Origin of the sequence: Terrabacter sp. MAHUQ-38, from assembly GCF_014518425.1 — a bacterium.
Lineage (GTDB): Bacteria > Actinomycetota > Actinomycetes > Actinomycetales > Dermatophilaceae > Terrabacter.
The window spans coordinates 607518-619917 of record NZ_JACVCU010000002.1 but is presented as its reverse complement, the minus strand read 5'-3'; the positions used below and the strand labels follow the sequence as shown (position 1 = coordinate 619917).

Below are 12400 nucleotides of genomic sequence, written 5' to 3'. Positions count from 1 at the left end.
CCGTCACACCCGTCACACCCGTCACACCCCGTCACACCCCGTCACAACCCCAGGAGGGGACATGCGAAGCAGGACAGTCCAGGGCTCCGTCGCGATCGCCGCGACCGCCTCACTCGCGCTCGCCGCGTGCGGCGGCGCCGGCGGTCCGCAGTCCGGCGGCTCGAGCAAGCTCACCGACGACAAGGTCGTCATCGGCCTGCTCAACGACCAGTCCGGCGTCTACAAGGACCTCTCCGGGCCCAACTCGAAGACGGCCATCGAGCTGGCCATCGAGGACTACAAGGCCAAGTACGGCGACAAGGCCGTCGCCAACACCATCGAGGTGGTCACGGCCGACCACCAGAACAAGGCCGACATCGCCAACTCCAAGGCGCAGGAGATGTACGACCGGCAGAAGGCCGACATCATCCTCGACGTGCCGAACTCCGCCGCCGCGCTCGCCGTCGCGACCCAGGCGAAGAACAAGAAGAAGCTGTACATCAACATCGGCGCCGGCACGACGGCGCTGACGGGCGCGAGCTGCAACAGGTACACCTTCCACTGGGCGTACAACACCGCCGTCCTCGCCCGTGGCACGGCGGGCACGATCACGAAGGAGGGCGGCACCTCCTGGAACATCGTCTACCCCGACTACGCGTTCGGGCAGGACATGAACAAGTCCTTCACCAAGGAGGTCACCGGTGCCGGCGGCTCCGTCGGCGAGTCGATCGCCTCGCCGTTCCCGAGCGACAACTTCGCGACCTTCATCACGAAGGCCGGCGAGGGCAACCCGAAGGTCGTCGGCTCGATGCACGCCGGCGGCGACCTCATCAACTTCGTCAAGCAGTTCAACCAGAGCCCGCTCAAGGGCAAGGTCCAGCTCGCCGTCGGCCTGATGTTCATCACCGACATCCACTCGCTGGGCGTCGACCAGTTCGCCGGCACGCAGTTCACCGACGCGTGGTACTGGAACTTCGACGAGCAGAACAAGAAGTGGGCCGACCGCTTCAAGCAGAAGACGAACACGCGACCGTCCTTCGCCCACGCCGCCAACTACTCGGCCGCGATGAACTACCTCGAGGCCGTCCAGACGGCCGGCACCGACGACGCCGACAAGGTCGTCGGCACGCTCGAGGGCAAGAAGATCAACGACGTGTTCCTGCGCAACGGCGAGATCCGCAAGGCCGACCACGCCGTGACCCACGACGTCTACCTCGCCAAGGTCAAGAGCTCCGCACCCGAGGAGTGGGACTACGAGCAGATCGTCAAGACCATCCCCGCCGCCGAGGCGTACGGCGAGGCAAACCCCGCCTGCTCGATGAGCTGATGAGCGAGTTCATCCAGTACACGCTCCAGGGGCTCGCCGCCGGAGGCTTCTACGCCCTGTCGGCGCTGGGCCTGGCCGTCATCTTCGGCGTCCTCGGCGTCGTCAACTTCTCCCACGGCGCCTGCTACATGCTCGGTGCCGTCATCTCCGCCGTGCTCCTCGCCGAGCTGCACGTCGGGTTCTGGGTCGCGCTGCTCGTCGTGCCGATCCTCATGTACGGCTTCGGCGTGCTCATGGAGCGGCTGCTCGTGCGCTGGCTCCTGGCCCTCGACCCGCTCTACAACTTCCTGCTCACGTTCGGCCTGACCCTGATCCTCGTCGAGGCCGTCAAGCAGCGGTACGGCGTCTCGGGCCTGCCGTACGAGATCCCCGCGGGGCTCGGCGGCCAGGTGACGATCGGCAGCGTCAACCTGTCGGTGTACGCGATCTTCGCCTGCGTGTTCTCGGTCGTCGTCTGCGTCGGCGTGGGCCTGGCCCTGACGAGGACGCGCATCGGGATGATCGTGCGCGCGGCGACCGAGGCGCCCGAGCGCACCCGGGCCCTGGGCATCAACGTCGGGCGCTGGGTGACGCCGGTGTTCGGCTTCGGCATCGCGCTCGCGGGCCTTGCCGGCGTCCTCGCCGCGCCGACGCGCGCCATCACGGCCGAGATGGGCAGCAACTTCATCATCGTCCTGTTCGCGGTCGTCGTCATCGGCGGCCTCGGCAGCATCCTCGGGGCGGTGGTCGCAGGCTTCCTCGTGGGGCTCGTCGAGGCCTACGGCATCGCCTACGCCCCCACGTACGCCCAGATCGTCATCTTCGTGCTGATGGCGCTCGTCGTCCTCGTCCGGCCCTCGGGGCTCTTCGGACGGGAGGAGATCGCATGAGCGAGCAGATGACCGGAAAGGTCGACGTCGACCTGGCCCAGCCCTCGGTCCTGTCGCGGCGGGGCCCGCTGCGCTACGTCATGCTGCTCGGCGGTCTCGCGGTCGCCGTGCTGCTGCCGTACTGGATCTACCCGCCGGTCGCCATGGACATCCTCTGCTGGGGGCTCTTCGCCATCAGCGTCGACCTGCTCCTCGGCTTCACCGGCCTGCTCAGCTTCGGGCACGCCGCGTTCTGGGGCGGCTCGGCGTACTGCACCGGCCTCATCGCGACCCACTGGGGCGTGCCGTTCCCCGTCGCGGTCCTGGGTGGCGCCGTCTTCTCGATGGTCATCGCGTGGCCGATCGGCTACCTGTCGGTGCGGCGCACCGGTATCTACTTCGCGATGGTCACCCTCGCGTTCGCGCAGATGCTGTACTTCATCGCCAACCAGGCCCGTGCGCTGACCGGTGGCGAGAACGGCCTGCAGGGCATCCCGAAGAGCTTCTTCGCCATCGAGCCCGTCGAGACGGACTCCTTCTACTTCTACTACGTCGGCGCCGCGCTGATCCTGCTCGGCGTGCTCCTGGCCTGGCGGGTCGTCAACTCGCCTTTCGGGCGCGTCCTGACGGCCGTGCGCGACAACCCGGCTCGCGCCCGCGCCCTGGGCTACGACGTCGAGAGGTACAAGATCAAGGCGTTCGTCATCTCGGCCGGACTCGCGGGCCTGGCGGGTGGCGTCTTCGCGATCAGCCACCAGTTCGCCTCGCTCCAGGAGCTGATGTGGACGACGTCGGGCAAGGTCGTGCTCGTCACGGTGCTCGGCGGCATCGGCACCCTGTGGGGCGGCCTCGCCGGCGCGGGCGTGGTGGTGTCGCTGGAGGACTACCTCGCGAGCTCGGGCTTCGAGGGCATCGGCCTCATCACCGGGACGATCTTCGTGCTCATCGTCCTGCTCTTCCGCCACGGCATCTGGGGTACCGGCCGCAACGTCCTGCGCCGCTACGTGCTCGACCGACGTCGCAGGACGCGCGACTGACCCCCGGGCGGGTCGAGGAAGCGGACGACATCAGGGAGTGAGAATGCGTCGGGCGATGCGGCCGGCGACGAGCCAGGCGAGCGCACCGAGACCCCAGTTGACGACCGCGTTCCTGACGACGGCGCCCTCGCCGGTGAACTGCTTGACCCCGGCATCGCGGCTGAAGACCCCGAGGTCGGCCCAGTCCGCCGCGCGCAGGACCGCCTCGACGAGCGCGTTGCTGGTGTTCGCCTCGAGAACGACGAGCACCGCACCGAGCAGCAGCGCCGTCGCTGCGAGCAGGCAGGCGAGCCACACCAGCTCACCGAGCACGGTCCGCACTCGGGCCACGCCGGTGCGCGTGAGGGACGCGGCCCGACGCGCGCCGGCGCGCAGGTCGGGTGAAGGCCGGCCCTTCTCGGCTTTGGCGGCGGCGCGGTCCGTCGGCTGGCTCGCCGGCCTGTCCGGGGGCTCACTCGCGGGGGTGCCGCCGGGCTCAGCGATGGTGGGCTGTCCTCCGGTCGGCTGCTCCGCGGAGGCGGCACCGTCGGTGGGCGTGGTCTTCGTCGTGCTGGCGGGGCTCGTCATCGAGGGTCTCCTTGGCTGTCCCGGACCGGTCCATTGCTCTGCCGTGCCCAACGAGCGAACCCCGTCCCGGGACACGCCCCGACCCGCCCGAGTTCGACCGCATCGGCCACCCGGGCACGTGGTCGGTTCGGTTCCGTCGGCCCCATAGACTGGCCCGCATGTCCTCCCTGTCCCGCGAAGACGTAGCCCATCTGGCCGGCCTCGCCCGCATCGAGCTCTCCGACGCCGAGCTCGACCGCATGGTGGGTGAGCTGTCGGTCATCCTCGAGTCCGTGGCCAAGGTCCAGCAGGCCCCGACCGACGGCGTGGCCCCGATGTCGCACCCGATGCCGCTGACCAACGTGACCCGCCCCGACGTGGTGCGTCCGAGCCTCGGCGCCGAGGCCGCGCTCGCCGGCGCCCCGGAGGCCGAGATGCAGCGCTTCTCCGTGCCGCGCATCCTCGACGAGGACTGAGCCACCACCGCAGCCTGCGAATGCCGTCGGGCCGAGCACCCGGCATACGCCGCCCTCACGGGCATCACGAACCTCTTGCAGCAGAACCGAACCCGAAGGCAACGACGTGACCGACCTGCCAACCGACCTGACCCGGGCCACCGCCGCCGCCCTGGCCGACGCGCTCGCGACCAAGGCGGTCTCGTCCGTCGAGGTGACCCAGGCGCACCTCGACCGCATCGCCGCCGTCGACGGCCAGGTGCACGCGTACCTCCACGTCGACGCGGAGGGCGCCCTCGCCCAGGCGCGCGCGATCGACGAGCGCCGCGGCGCCGGTGAGAGCCTCAGCGCCCTCGCCGGCGTGCCCATCGCCGTCAAGGACGTCATGACGACGAAGGGCCTGCCCACGACGTGCGGCAGCAAGATCCTCGAAGGGTGGATCCCGCCCTACGACGCGACCGTCGTCACGAAGCTGCGTGAGGCGGGCCTGCCGATCATCGGCAAGACGAACATGGACGAGTTCGCGATGGGTTCCTCGACCGAGCACTCCGCGTACGGCCCATCCCGCAACCCGTGGGACCTCGAGCGCATCCCCGGCGGTTCGGGCGGTGGCTCGAGCTCGGTGCTCGCCTCGTTCCAGGCCCCGCTCGCGACCGGGACCGACACGGGTGGCTCGATCCGCCAGCCCGCGGCGGTGACGGCGACGGTCGGCACGAAGCCGACCTACGGCGGCGTCTCGCGCTACGGTCTCGTCGCCCTCGCGAGCTCGCTCGACCAGGCCGGCCCGTGTGGCCGCACGGTCCTCGACACGGCGCTGCTGCACGCCGTCATGGGCGGCCACGACCCGATGGACTCCACCTCGATCGACGCTCCGGTGCCCCCGGTCGTCGAGGCTGCGCGGGCCGCCGATGTGCGCGGCATGCGCGTCGGCGTCGTCAAGGAGCTCGGCGGCAAGGGCTACCAGCCAGGCGTGCGCGCCCGTTTCGACGAGTCCGTGGCCCTTCTCGAGGAGCTCGGGGCCGAGGTCGTCGAGGTCAGCTGCCCCAACTTCGACTACGCCCTCGCCGCGTACTACCTCATCCTGCCGAGCGAGGCCTCGAGCAACCTCGCGAAGTTCGACGCGATGCGCTACGGCCTTCGCGTGCTGCCCGACGGCGTCGACGACCCGAGCGCCGAGCAGGTCATGGCAGCCACGCGCGACGCGGGCTTCGGTCCCGAGGTCAAGCGCCGGATCATCCTCGGCACGTACGCCCTCAGCTCCGGCTACTACGACGCGTACTACGGCTCGGCCCAGAAGGTCCGCGCGCTCATCGCGCAGGACTTCGCCAACGCGTACGAGCAGGTCGACGTGCTCGTCAGCCCGACCGCGCCGACGACGGCGTTCAAGCTCGGCGACAAGCTCGAGGACCCGATGGCCATGTACCTCAACGACATCGCGACGATCCCCGCCAACCTCGCGGGGGTGCCCGGCATGTCGATCCCGTCGGGCCTCGCCGACGAGGACGGTCTGCCCGCCGGCATCCAGATCCTCGCGCCGGCCACGAAGGACGAGCGCCTCTACTCGGTGGGCGCCGCCCTCGAGGCCGCACTCGTCGACCGCTGGGGCGGTCCGATCCTCGACCGCGCACCCGAGCTGGGTGGCGTCGCTGCTGCGAAGGGAGCCTGACATGACCGCTGTCGCGACTGACGCCGTCATGGACTACGACGAGGCCATGGCGAAGTTCGACCCCGTCATGGGCCTCGAGGTCCACGTCGAGCTGCACACGGCCACGAAGATGTTCTGCGGCTGCCCCACCGGGTTCGGCGCCGAGCCGAACTCGCAGGTCTGCCCGGTCTGCCTCGGCCTGCCGGGCGCCCTGCCCGTCGTCAACGAGAAAGCAGTCGAGTCGGCCATGCGCATCGGCCTCGCCCTCAACTGCGAGATCGCCGAGTGGTGTCGCTTCGCCCGGAAGAACTACTTCTACCCGGACATGCCGAAGAACTTCCAGACCTCGCAGTACGACGAGCCCATCGCCTACGGCGGGTACCTCGACGTGGAGCTCGAGGACGGCAGCATCTACCGGGTCGAGATCGAGCGCGCCCACATGGAGGAGGACACCGGCAAGTCGCTGCACATCGGCGGTGCCACCGGCCGCATCCACGGCGCCGACCACTCCCTCGTCGACTACAACCGCGCCGGCATCCCGCTCATCGAGATCGTCACGAAGCCGATGGTCGGGGCGGGGGAGCGCGCACCCGAGGTCGCCAAGGCGTACGTCTCCGCCCTGCGTGACCTGCTGCGGGCCCTCGACGTCAGCGACGTGAAGATGGAGCAGGGCTCGATGCGCTGCGACGCCAACGTGTCGCTCCGCCCGAAGGTCGGCGACCCGCTGAGCAGCGAGCAGCTCGCCGTCCCCTTGGGCACGCGCACCGAGACGAAGAACGTCAACTCGCTGCGCTCGGTCGAGCGCGCCGTGCGTTACGAGATCTCCCGCCACGCGGCGATCCTCGACGCCGGCGGCTCGGTCCTGCAGGAGACCCGGCACTGGCACGAGGACACCGGCATCACGACGTCGGGCCGCGTGAAGTCCGATGCCGAGGACTACCGCTACTTCCCGGAGCCCGACCTCGTGCCCGTCGCGCCGACCCGCGAGATGGTCGAGGCGCTGCGTGCCACCCTGCCCGAGCCTCCCGGACAGCGCCGCAAGCGGCTCCAGTCCGACTGGGGGTACAGCGACCTCGAGATGCGCGACGTGATGAACGCAGGAGCGGTCGAGCTCATCGAGGAGACCGTCGCCGCGGGCGCGAGTGCGGGCGCGGCGAAGAAGTGGTGGCTCGGTGAGCCGTCGCGCCGCGCGAACGCCGAGGGCCAGGACATCGTCACGTATGCAGCCGCGCTGGGCTTCACCCCCGCGCACGTCGCAGAGCTCGACGCACTCGTCACGTCGGGTCGGCTCAACGACTCGATGGCGCGGCAGGTGCTCGACGGCGTGCTCGCCGGGGAGGGCACGCCGACCGCGGTCGCCGACGCGCGCGGGCTCGAGCTGGTCAAGGACGACGGCGCCCTCGAGGCCGCCGTCGACAAGGTCATCGAGACCAACCCCGACGTCGCCGCAAAGATCCGCGACGGCAAGGTGCAGGCCGCCGGCGCGCTCATCGGGCAGGTCATGAAGGAGATGAAGGGCCAGGCCGATGCCGGCAAGGCCCGCGAGCTCATCCTCGCCAAGCTCCAGTAGGCCCTGGGTGTGGGTGAAAGGGCCCACTCGACGATTTGGGGTGAAAGTGCCCACTCGACCCCTGTGAGTCGAGTGGGCGCTTTCCACCTCGGTGCTAGCGCTTGCCGCCTCCTAGGAGGCCGCCGAGCAGCCCGCCGAGGATGTCGCCGGCGCCTGAGGACGAGCCTCCGCCGCCGAGGACCTGGCCGAGGATGTCCTGCAGGGGGTTCGAGCCGCTCGAGGCGGTGCCGGTGGAGGTCGCACTGCCGGGCGCCTGCACCGGACCGGTCCCGGCCCCCGCCCCGCCGGGGAACAGCGCACCGCCATCGGTCGCGCCCGAGGACCCGGACGAGCCGGACGAGCCGCTCGAGTCGCCCGAGCCGCTCTGGTCGTCGGCACCGCCGAGCATGCCGCCGAGGCCACCTTGGCCCATCCGGTTGGCGAGCCACGACAGGACGATCGGGGCGAGGATCGGGAGCAGCTTCCGGACGAGGCCACCGGAGGAGCCGCCCACCCCGCCGAGCTGGTTGACGACCTGGTCGGTGTTGTCGCCGAAGATGTTGCCGACGATGGCCCGGCCGTCCTGCTCGTCGACGTCGTCGAGGCCGCCGATGGTGCCCTGGTGGTCGGACAGCGCGGCGAGCAGGGAGTCCGCACCGGCCGGGTCGGAGGCGTTGGCGTGGAGGCCGCCGAGCAGGGCTGGCACGGCGGTCTCGGCCGCCTGCCGCACCTCGTCACGCTCGACGCCGAGCTGGCGCGCCAGCTCGTCGATCGGTACCTGGTCCAGGATCTCGTCGTACGAAGCCATGGTGCCCTCCTCGTCACGGGGCGGCGCCGCTGCCGACCCCTGTTCGACAGGCTAGTCACGGGGGCAGCGGCCACGGGAGGCCTGCGTTCCCCCCGCCGACATCGGGCTGACAGACCGGTCAGCGTGCCCCGACGTCGGCGAGCGGCAACGAGATGAGCCGGTCGGCGCCGTCGTTGTTGCTCGTCGTGATCCAGGCCCGGCCCGACACGAACGCGATGTCGCGGACGCGGCCGTAGGTGCCCTGCAGGAGCCGTGTCGGCTGCCCCACGGTGCCGTCGGCGTTGACCGGCACCCGCCACACGGACTCTCCACGCAGCGCCGCCATGTAGACCGCGCCGTCCGGCCCGACCGCGATGCCGCTGGGCGACATCTCGGACGTCGGCCACTGCGCGACCGGGTCGACGAAGTCGGGGTCGCCGCCGCGGCCCTCGACCTCGGGCCAGCCGTAGTTCTTGCCCGGCTCTATGAGATTGAGCTCGTCGAACGTGTTCTGCCCGAACTCGCTGGCCCACATGCGCTTCCGGCTGTCCCACGCGAGGCCTTGGACGTTGCGGTGACCGTAGGACCAGATCGGGGAGCCGCCGAACGGGTTGCCAGGTGCCGGTTCGCCGTCCCGGGTGATGCGCAGGATCTTGCCGCCGAGCGAGCCGAGGTTCTGCGACAGCGCCGTGTCGCCCGCTTCTCCCGTGCCGACGTAGAGGTAGCCGTCGGGTCCGAAGGCGATGCGGCCGCCGTTGTGGTTCCGCCCTCGCGGGATGCCGGTGAAGATGACGTCGGGCTCGCCGATCCTGCCGTCGCGCCAGGGCACGGCCGCGATGCGGTTGTCGCTCTCCGTGGAGTAGTACGCGTAGAAGACGGGGTCGGCCCTGAAGTCGTCCGCAACGGCGAGCCCGAGCAGGCCGCCCTCGCCCTCCGTGCGCGTGATCGGCAGCCGCCCGGCGACGCCGGCCTTACCGCCCGAACCCGGTCGCGGCACGTGGTAGACGTCGCCGGTGTTGCGTTCGCTGACGAGCGAGCTGCCGTCGGGCAGCACCGCGACGGACCATGCGATGTCGATCCCGCTGAGCAACGTGACCGGGCCCGCGGGCTGGCGTGCGGGAGCGCTCGTCGTCGTGGCAGGGGTCGTCGCTGTCGTCGTCGAGCTGGAGCCGGTCGTCGTCGTCGACGCCGCCGGGCTCGTCTCGCTGGCGCTCCGGCTCGTGGACGAGCCCGTCGGCTCACCCGTCGAGCACGAGGCCGTCACGAGGGCGACGGCGGCAACCACGGCGAGGGCACGGCCGATCGATCGGGAAGGATGCGGCATACCTCATTGTGTCCCACACGTCCTCGGCGAGCGGTTTGCTCTAGGCGCCGCGCCGTTCGAGGTTCTCGACGAGCCCGGCCCGCACGTCCGGGTGGCCGACGCCCGCCTCGACGACCCGGTGCGCCGCGGCGAGGTCGCCGGTGAGGGCCCGGAAGAGCACGAGCAGGTCGACGTCGTGGTCGGGTCGTTCGATCACGATGTCCGCCCCGGTCCGCACGGTGCCGGGGGACACGACCGACAGGTAGGCGCCGGTCCGGCCGGCCTCCGTGAACCGCCACACCCATCGCGGTTCACCCATGTGCGCGGCGAACGTCGCGCACGGGATGCGCGGCACCTCGACGCGAAGCACGACGTCGCCGACGTGCCACAGCTCGCCGACACGCGCATGCGTCGTGTCGACGCCGAGCGTGGTGATGTTCTCGCCGAATCCGCCTGGGGCGATGGGTCGCCCGATCTGCCGCTCCCAATACTCGTGGTCCTCGCGTGCATAGGCGTACACCGCCTGCAGCTCACCACCGTGGTGCTTGGGGTTGCCGATCTCGTCGCCGACGACGCCGCTGCCGAGGCCGCCGTGCTTCGGTCCGGGGTCGCGCACAGTGAAGGAGTCGACGGCCTTCTTGTCGATGGCCGTCGGTCGGCCGCCGCCGGGAGGTGGCGTGCGCAGACCGGAGCTGAGGCTCAGGACGTGCGGGGTGGTCACGTGTGCGAGCCTAGCCACGCGGGCCCTGTCCGCGTGGACTGCCCGTCGGCGCCCTCGCCCGCGTCATCTAGCGTGGCCGCATGGCTGCCACCCCGCTCGTCGTGTCCGTGCCCGAGCCCGAGTACGCCGAGGCACTCGACGACCTCGACGGCGTCGACGTCGTGGTCTGGGACATGGAGCAGCCACACGAGCGGGGCGCCGAGATCCGGCTTGCCGTCCTGCCGTACATGACGCGCCTGCGGCTGGCCGACGTCGTGCGCGGGCTCGAGGCACTCGAGGTCGTCCAGCTCCAGAGCGCGGGCTACGAGGAGTTCCTGCCCGACGTCCCTGACGGGGTGAGGCTGTGCAATGCGGCGGGTGTGCACGACGCGTCGACCGCCGAGCTGGCGCTGACGCTGACGCTCGCCTCGATCCGCGAGATCCCGTGGTTCGTCGCGGCCCAGGCGCGGTCGACGTGGGAGCCGCTCGTGCTGCGTCCATCCCTGGCGGACAGCCGCGTGCTCGTCGTCGGCTACGGCCAGATCGGCCGAGCGGTCGCGCGGCGTTTCGCGCCCTTCGAGGTCACGCTCAGCGCGGTCGCCTCTCGTGCGCGCGCGGGCGACGGGCTCGTGCCGCACGTCCATGGCATCGACGAGCTGCCCGACCTGCTGCCCGAGCACGACGTCGTCGTCGTCATCGTGCCCCTCACCGACGCGACCCGAGGCCTCTTCGACGCAGCGGCCCTCGGCCGGATGAAGGACGGGGCGCTGCTCGTGAACGTCGCGCGCGGGCCGGTCGTCGACACAGATGCCCTCGTCGCGGAGTGCGCGTCCGGGCGGCTGCGCGCCGCGCTCGACGTCACCGACCCCGAACCGCTGCCCCGGGACCACCCGCTCTGGACGACGTCGGGCGTGCTCGTGACTCCGCACATCGGGGGCGCGACCCGGGCGATGCGGCCGAGGGCCAAGGCCCTCGTGCGCCGGCAGGTGGAGGCGATGCTGGCCGGTGAACCGGTCGACAACGTCGTGAACCCGACCGGCTGAGGGGCGTTCCCGGCGCGGCAGGCGAGGTTGGGCACGGGTTCGCGTCTCGAGCCCTTGTCGTGTTCTCGGACCTAGTGGACACTGTCAACATGACCGAGACCATCGTCGCCATCGGCACGCGCAAGGGGCTCTGGATCGCCCGCAGCACCGACCGGCAGGACTGGACCCTCGAGGGACCGCACTTCCTCATGAGTGAGGTCGCCTCCGTCGCCGTCGACACCCGCGAGGGACGCTCGACCCTCCTCGCCGGGGTCAAGTCGTGGCACTGGGGCCCGACCGTCCAGGCGTCGACCGACGGCGGACGCACGTGGACCGAGAGTGCCGAGCGCGCCATCGCCTTCCCGTCCGACACCGACACCGCGCTCGAACGCGTCTGGCAGCTCACCCCTGACCCCAACGACTCCGAGGTCGTGTGGGCGGGCGTCGAGCCGCACGCCCTGTTCAAGAGCACAGACCGCGGCGAGCACTACGAGCTCGTGCGCGGTCTGTGGGACCACCCGCACCGACCCACGTGGGAGCCAGGCTTCGGCGGGGGAGCGGTGCACACGATCCTGCCGGAGCCAGGCCACCCCGAGTCGGTGCTCGTCGCGATGAGCACCGGTGGCGTCTACCGCTCCGGCGACGGCGGCGACAGCTGGGCGCCGAGCAACCCGGGCATCCGCGCAGGTTTCAATCCGGAGAACGAGTACCCCGAGTTCGGCCAGTGCGTGCACAAGGTGGCACGTGGGCAGGGGGAGGGCGAGCTCTTCGCGCAGAACCACAACGGGGTCTACCGCTCGCACGACAACGGCGCGACGTGGGACTCCATCGCGGACGGGCTGCCCACGGACTTCGGCTTCACGATCCTGGCGCACCCGCGCAGGCCCGGCGTCGTGTGGGTCGTCCCCGTCGTGGACGGGGGCGAGCGCATACCGCCGGACGCGCAGCTGCAGGTGCAGCGGTCCGACGATGCGGGCTCGACGTGGCGCCAACAGGCCACCGGTCTGCCCGACCACAGCTACACGTGCGTGCTGCGCGACGCCGCTTCACTCGACTCGGCGGACCCGGTCGGCGTGTACCTCGGCACGCGCAACGGCGACGTGTTCGCCTCGGCCGACGAGGGCGAGTCGTTCCAGCGCATCGCCACCCAGCTGCCCGACGTGCTCGCCGTACGCGCAGCCCAGCTCGCCTGAGTCCCAAGG

General features: G+C 70.9%; 12 protein-coding genes. 8 read left to right on the top strand and 4 right to left on the bottom strand.

The features are described 5' to 3' along the window. Window positions 1-61 precede the first annotated feature (61 nt). The 3 genes from H9I49_RS09840 to H9I49_RS09830 are packed head-to-tail and all read left to right on the top strand — an operon-like array spanning window position 62 to window position 3191. Window positions 62-1306 carry an ABC transporter substrate-binding protein gene (locus H9I49_RS09840; RefSeq protein ID WP_188030163.1) on the top strand — a complete coding sequence of 415 codons (1245 nt, stop codon included), beginning with the start codon at window positions 62-64 and terminating at the stop codon, window positions 1304-1306. Further along, window positions 1306-2175, top strand: a complete 870-nt coding sequence (locus H9I49_RS09835) for a branched-chain amino acid ABC transporter permease (protein ID WP_188030162.1) — start codon at window positions 1306-1308, stop codon at window positions 2173-2175. The genes H9I49_RS09840 and H9I49_RS09835 overlap by 1 nt, the downstream gene beginning before the upstream one ends. Further along, window positions 2172-3191, top strand: coding sequence for a branched-chain amino acid ABC transporter permease (locus H9I49_RS09830; RefSeq protein WP_188030161.1), 1020 nt, complete (start codon window positions 2172-2174; stop codon window positions 3189-3191). The genes H9I49_RS09835 and H9I49_RS09830 overlap by 4 nt, the downstream gene beginning before the upstream one ends. A 30-nt stretch (window positions 3192-3221) precedes the next feature. On the opposite strand, the gene H9I49_RS23435 is transcribed toward H9I49_RS09830, so the two are convergent. Next, window positions 3222-3758, bottom strand: coding sequence for a hypothetical protein (locus tag H9I49_RS23435; RefSeq protein WP_223128476.1), 537 nt, complete (start codon window positions 3756-3758; stop codon window positions 3222-3224). A gap of 158 nt (window positions 3759-3916) precedes the next feature. Here H9I49_RS23435 and gatC point away from each other — a divergent pair, with 158 nt between their 5' ends. The 3 genes from gatC to gatB all read left to right on the top strand — a co-directional run bounded on the left by gatC (window position 3917) and on the right by gatB (window position 7407). Beyond that, window positions 3917-4213: an Asp-tRNA(Asn)/Glu-tRNA(Gln) amidotransferase subunit GatC gene (gene gatC, locus H9I49_RS09820; protein ID WP_188030160.1), complete on the top strand. Its 297-nt coding sequence runs from the start codon at window positions 3917-3919 to the stop codon at window positions 4211-4213. Window positions 4214-4328: 115 nt separating this feature from the next. After that, a complete protein-coding gene (gatA, locus tag H9I49_RS09815) occupies window positions 4329-5858 on the top strand; it encodes an Asp-tRNA(Asn)/Glu-tRNA(Gln) amidotransferase subunit GatA (protein ID WP_188030451.1) in 1530 nt (509 codons plus the stop codon). Window position 5859: 1 nt separating this feature from the next. Next, complete coding sequence (gene gatB, locus H9I49_RS09810; RefSeq protein ID WP_188030159.1) at window positions 5860-7407, top strand: Asp-tRNA(Asn)/Glu-tRNA(Gln) amidotransferase subunit GatB; 1548 nt, start codon at window positions 5860-5862, stop codon at window positions 7405-7407. A 94-nt stretch (window positions 7408-7501) separates the two neighbouring features. On the opposite strand, the gene H9I49_RS09805 is transcribed toward gatB, so the two are convergent. The 3 genes from H9I49_RS09805 to H9I49_RS09795 form a co-directional block, all read right to left on the bottom strand. Beyond that, entirely contained in the window at window positions 7502-8194 is a 693-nt protein-coding gene (locus tag H9I49_RS09805) for a DUF937 domain-containing protein (protein WP_188030158.1), read from the bottom strand. 118 nt (window positions 8195-8312) lie between these two features. Then, entirely contained in the window at window positions 8313-9497 is a 1185-nt protein-coding gene (locus tag H9I49_RS09800) for a sorbosone dehydrogenase family protein (protein ID WP_188030157.1), read from the bottom strand. Between the two features lie 40 nt (window positions 9498-9537). After that, on the bottom strand, window positions 9538-10197 hold the full coding sequence (locus H9I49_RS09795; protein WP_188030156.1) for an MOSC domain-containing protein: 660 nt from the start codon (window positions 10195-10197) through the stop codon (window positions 9538-9540). A gap of 80 nt (window positions 10198-10277) precedes the next feature. On the opposite strand from H9I49_RS09795, the gene H9I49_RS09790 reads away from it, so the two are divergent. After that, entirely contained in the window at window positions 10278-11219 is a 942-nt protein-coding gene (locus tag H9I49_RS09790) for a 2-hydroxyacid dehydrogenase (protein WP_188030155.1), read from the top strand. Between the two features lie 89 nt (window positions 11220-11308). Further along, the gene (locus tag H9I49_RS09785; RefSeq protein WP_188030154.1) at window positions 11309-12391 is read left to right on the top strand and encodes an exo-alpha-sialidase; all 1083 of its coding nucleotides are present in this window, start codon (window positions 11309-11311) and stop codon (window positions 12389-12391) included. Window positions 12392-12400 lie beyond the last annotated feature (9 nt).

Excerpts from the sequence above, each read along its gene's own strand:
- H9I49_RS09840 (WP_188030163.1), top strand. The coding sequence starts at position 62 with ATGCGAAGCAGGACAGTCCAGGGCTCCGTCGCGATCGCCGCGACCGCC.
- H9I49_RS09835 (WP_188030162.1), top strand. The coding sequence starts at position 1,306 with ATGAGCGAGTTCATCCAGTACACGCTCCAGGGGCTCGCCGCCGGAGGC.
- H9I49_RS09830 (WP_188030161.1), top strand. The coding sequence starts at position 2,172 with ATGAGCGAGCAGATGACCGGAAAGGTCGACGTCGACCTGGCCCAGCCC.
- H9I49_RS23435 (WP_223128476.1), bottom strand. The coding sequence starts at position 3,758 with ATGACGAGCCCCGCCAGCACGACGAAGACCACGCCCACCGACGGTGCC.
- gatC (WP_188030160.1), top strand. The coding sequence starts at position 3,917 with ATGTCCTCCCTGTCCCGCGAAGACGTAGCCCATCTGGCCGGCCTCGCC.
- gatB (WP_188030159.1), top strand. The coding sequence starts at position 5,860 with ATGACCGCTGTCGCGACTGACGCCGTCATGGACTACGACGAGGCCATG.
- H9I49_RS09805 (WP_188030158.1), bottom strand. The coding sequence starts at position 8,194 with ATGGCTTCGTACGACGAGATCCTGGACCAGGTACCGATCGACGAGCTG.
- H9I49_RS09800 (WP_188030157.1), bottom strand. The coding sequence starts at position 9,497 with ATGCCGCATCCTTCCCGATCGATCGGCCGTGCCCTCGCCGTGGTTGCC.
- H9I49_RS09790 (WP_188030155.1), top strand. The coding sequence starts at position 10,278 with ATGGCTGCCACCCCGCTCGTCGTGTCCGTGCCCGAGCCCGAGTACGCC.
- H9I49_RS09785 (WP_188030154.1), top strand. The coding sequence starts at position 11,309 with ATGACCGAGACCATCGTCGCCATCGGCACGCGCAAGGGGCTCTGGATC.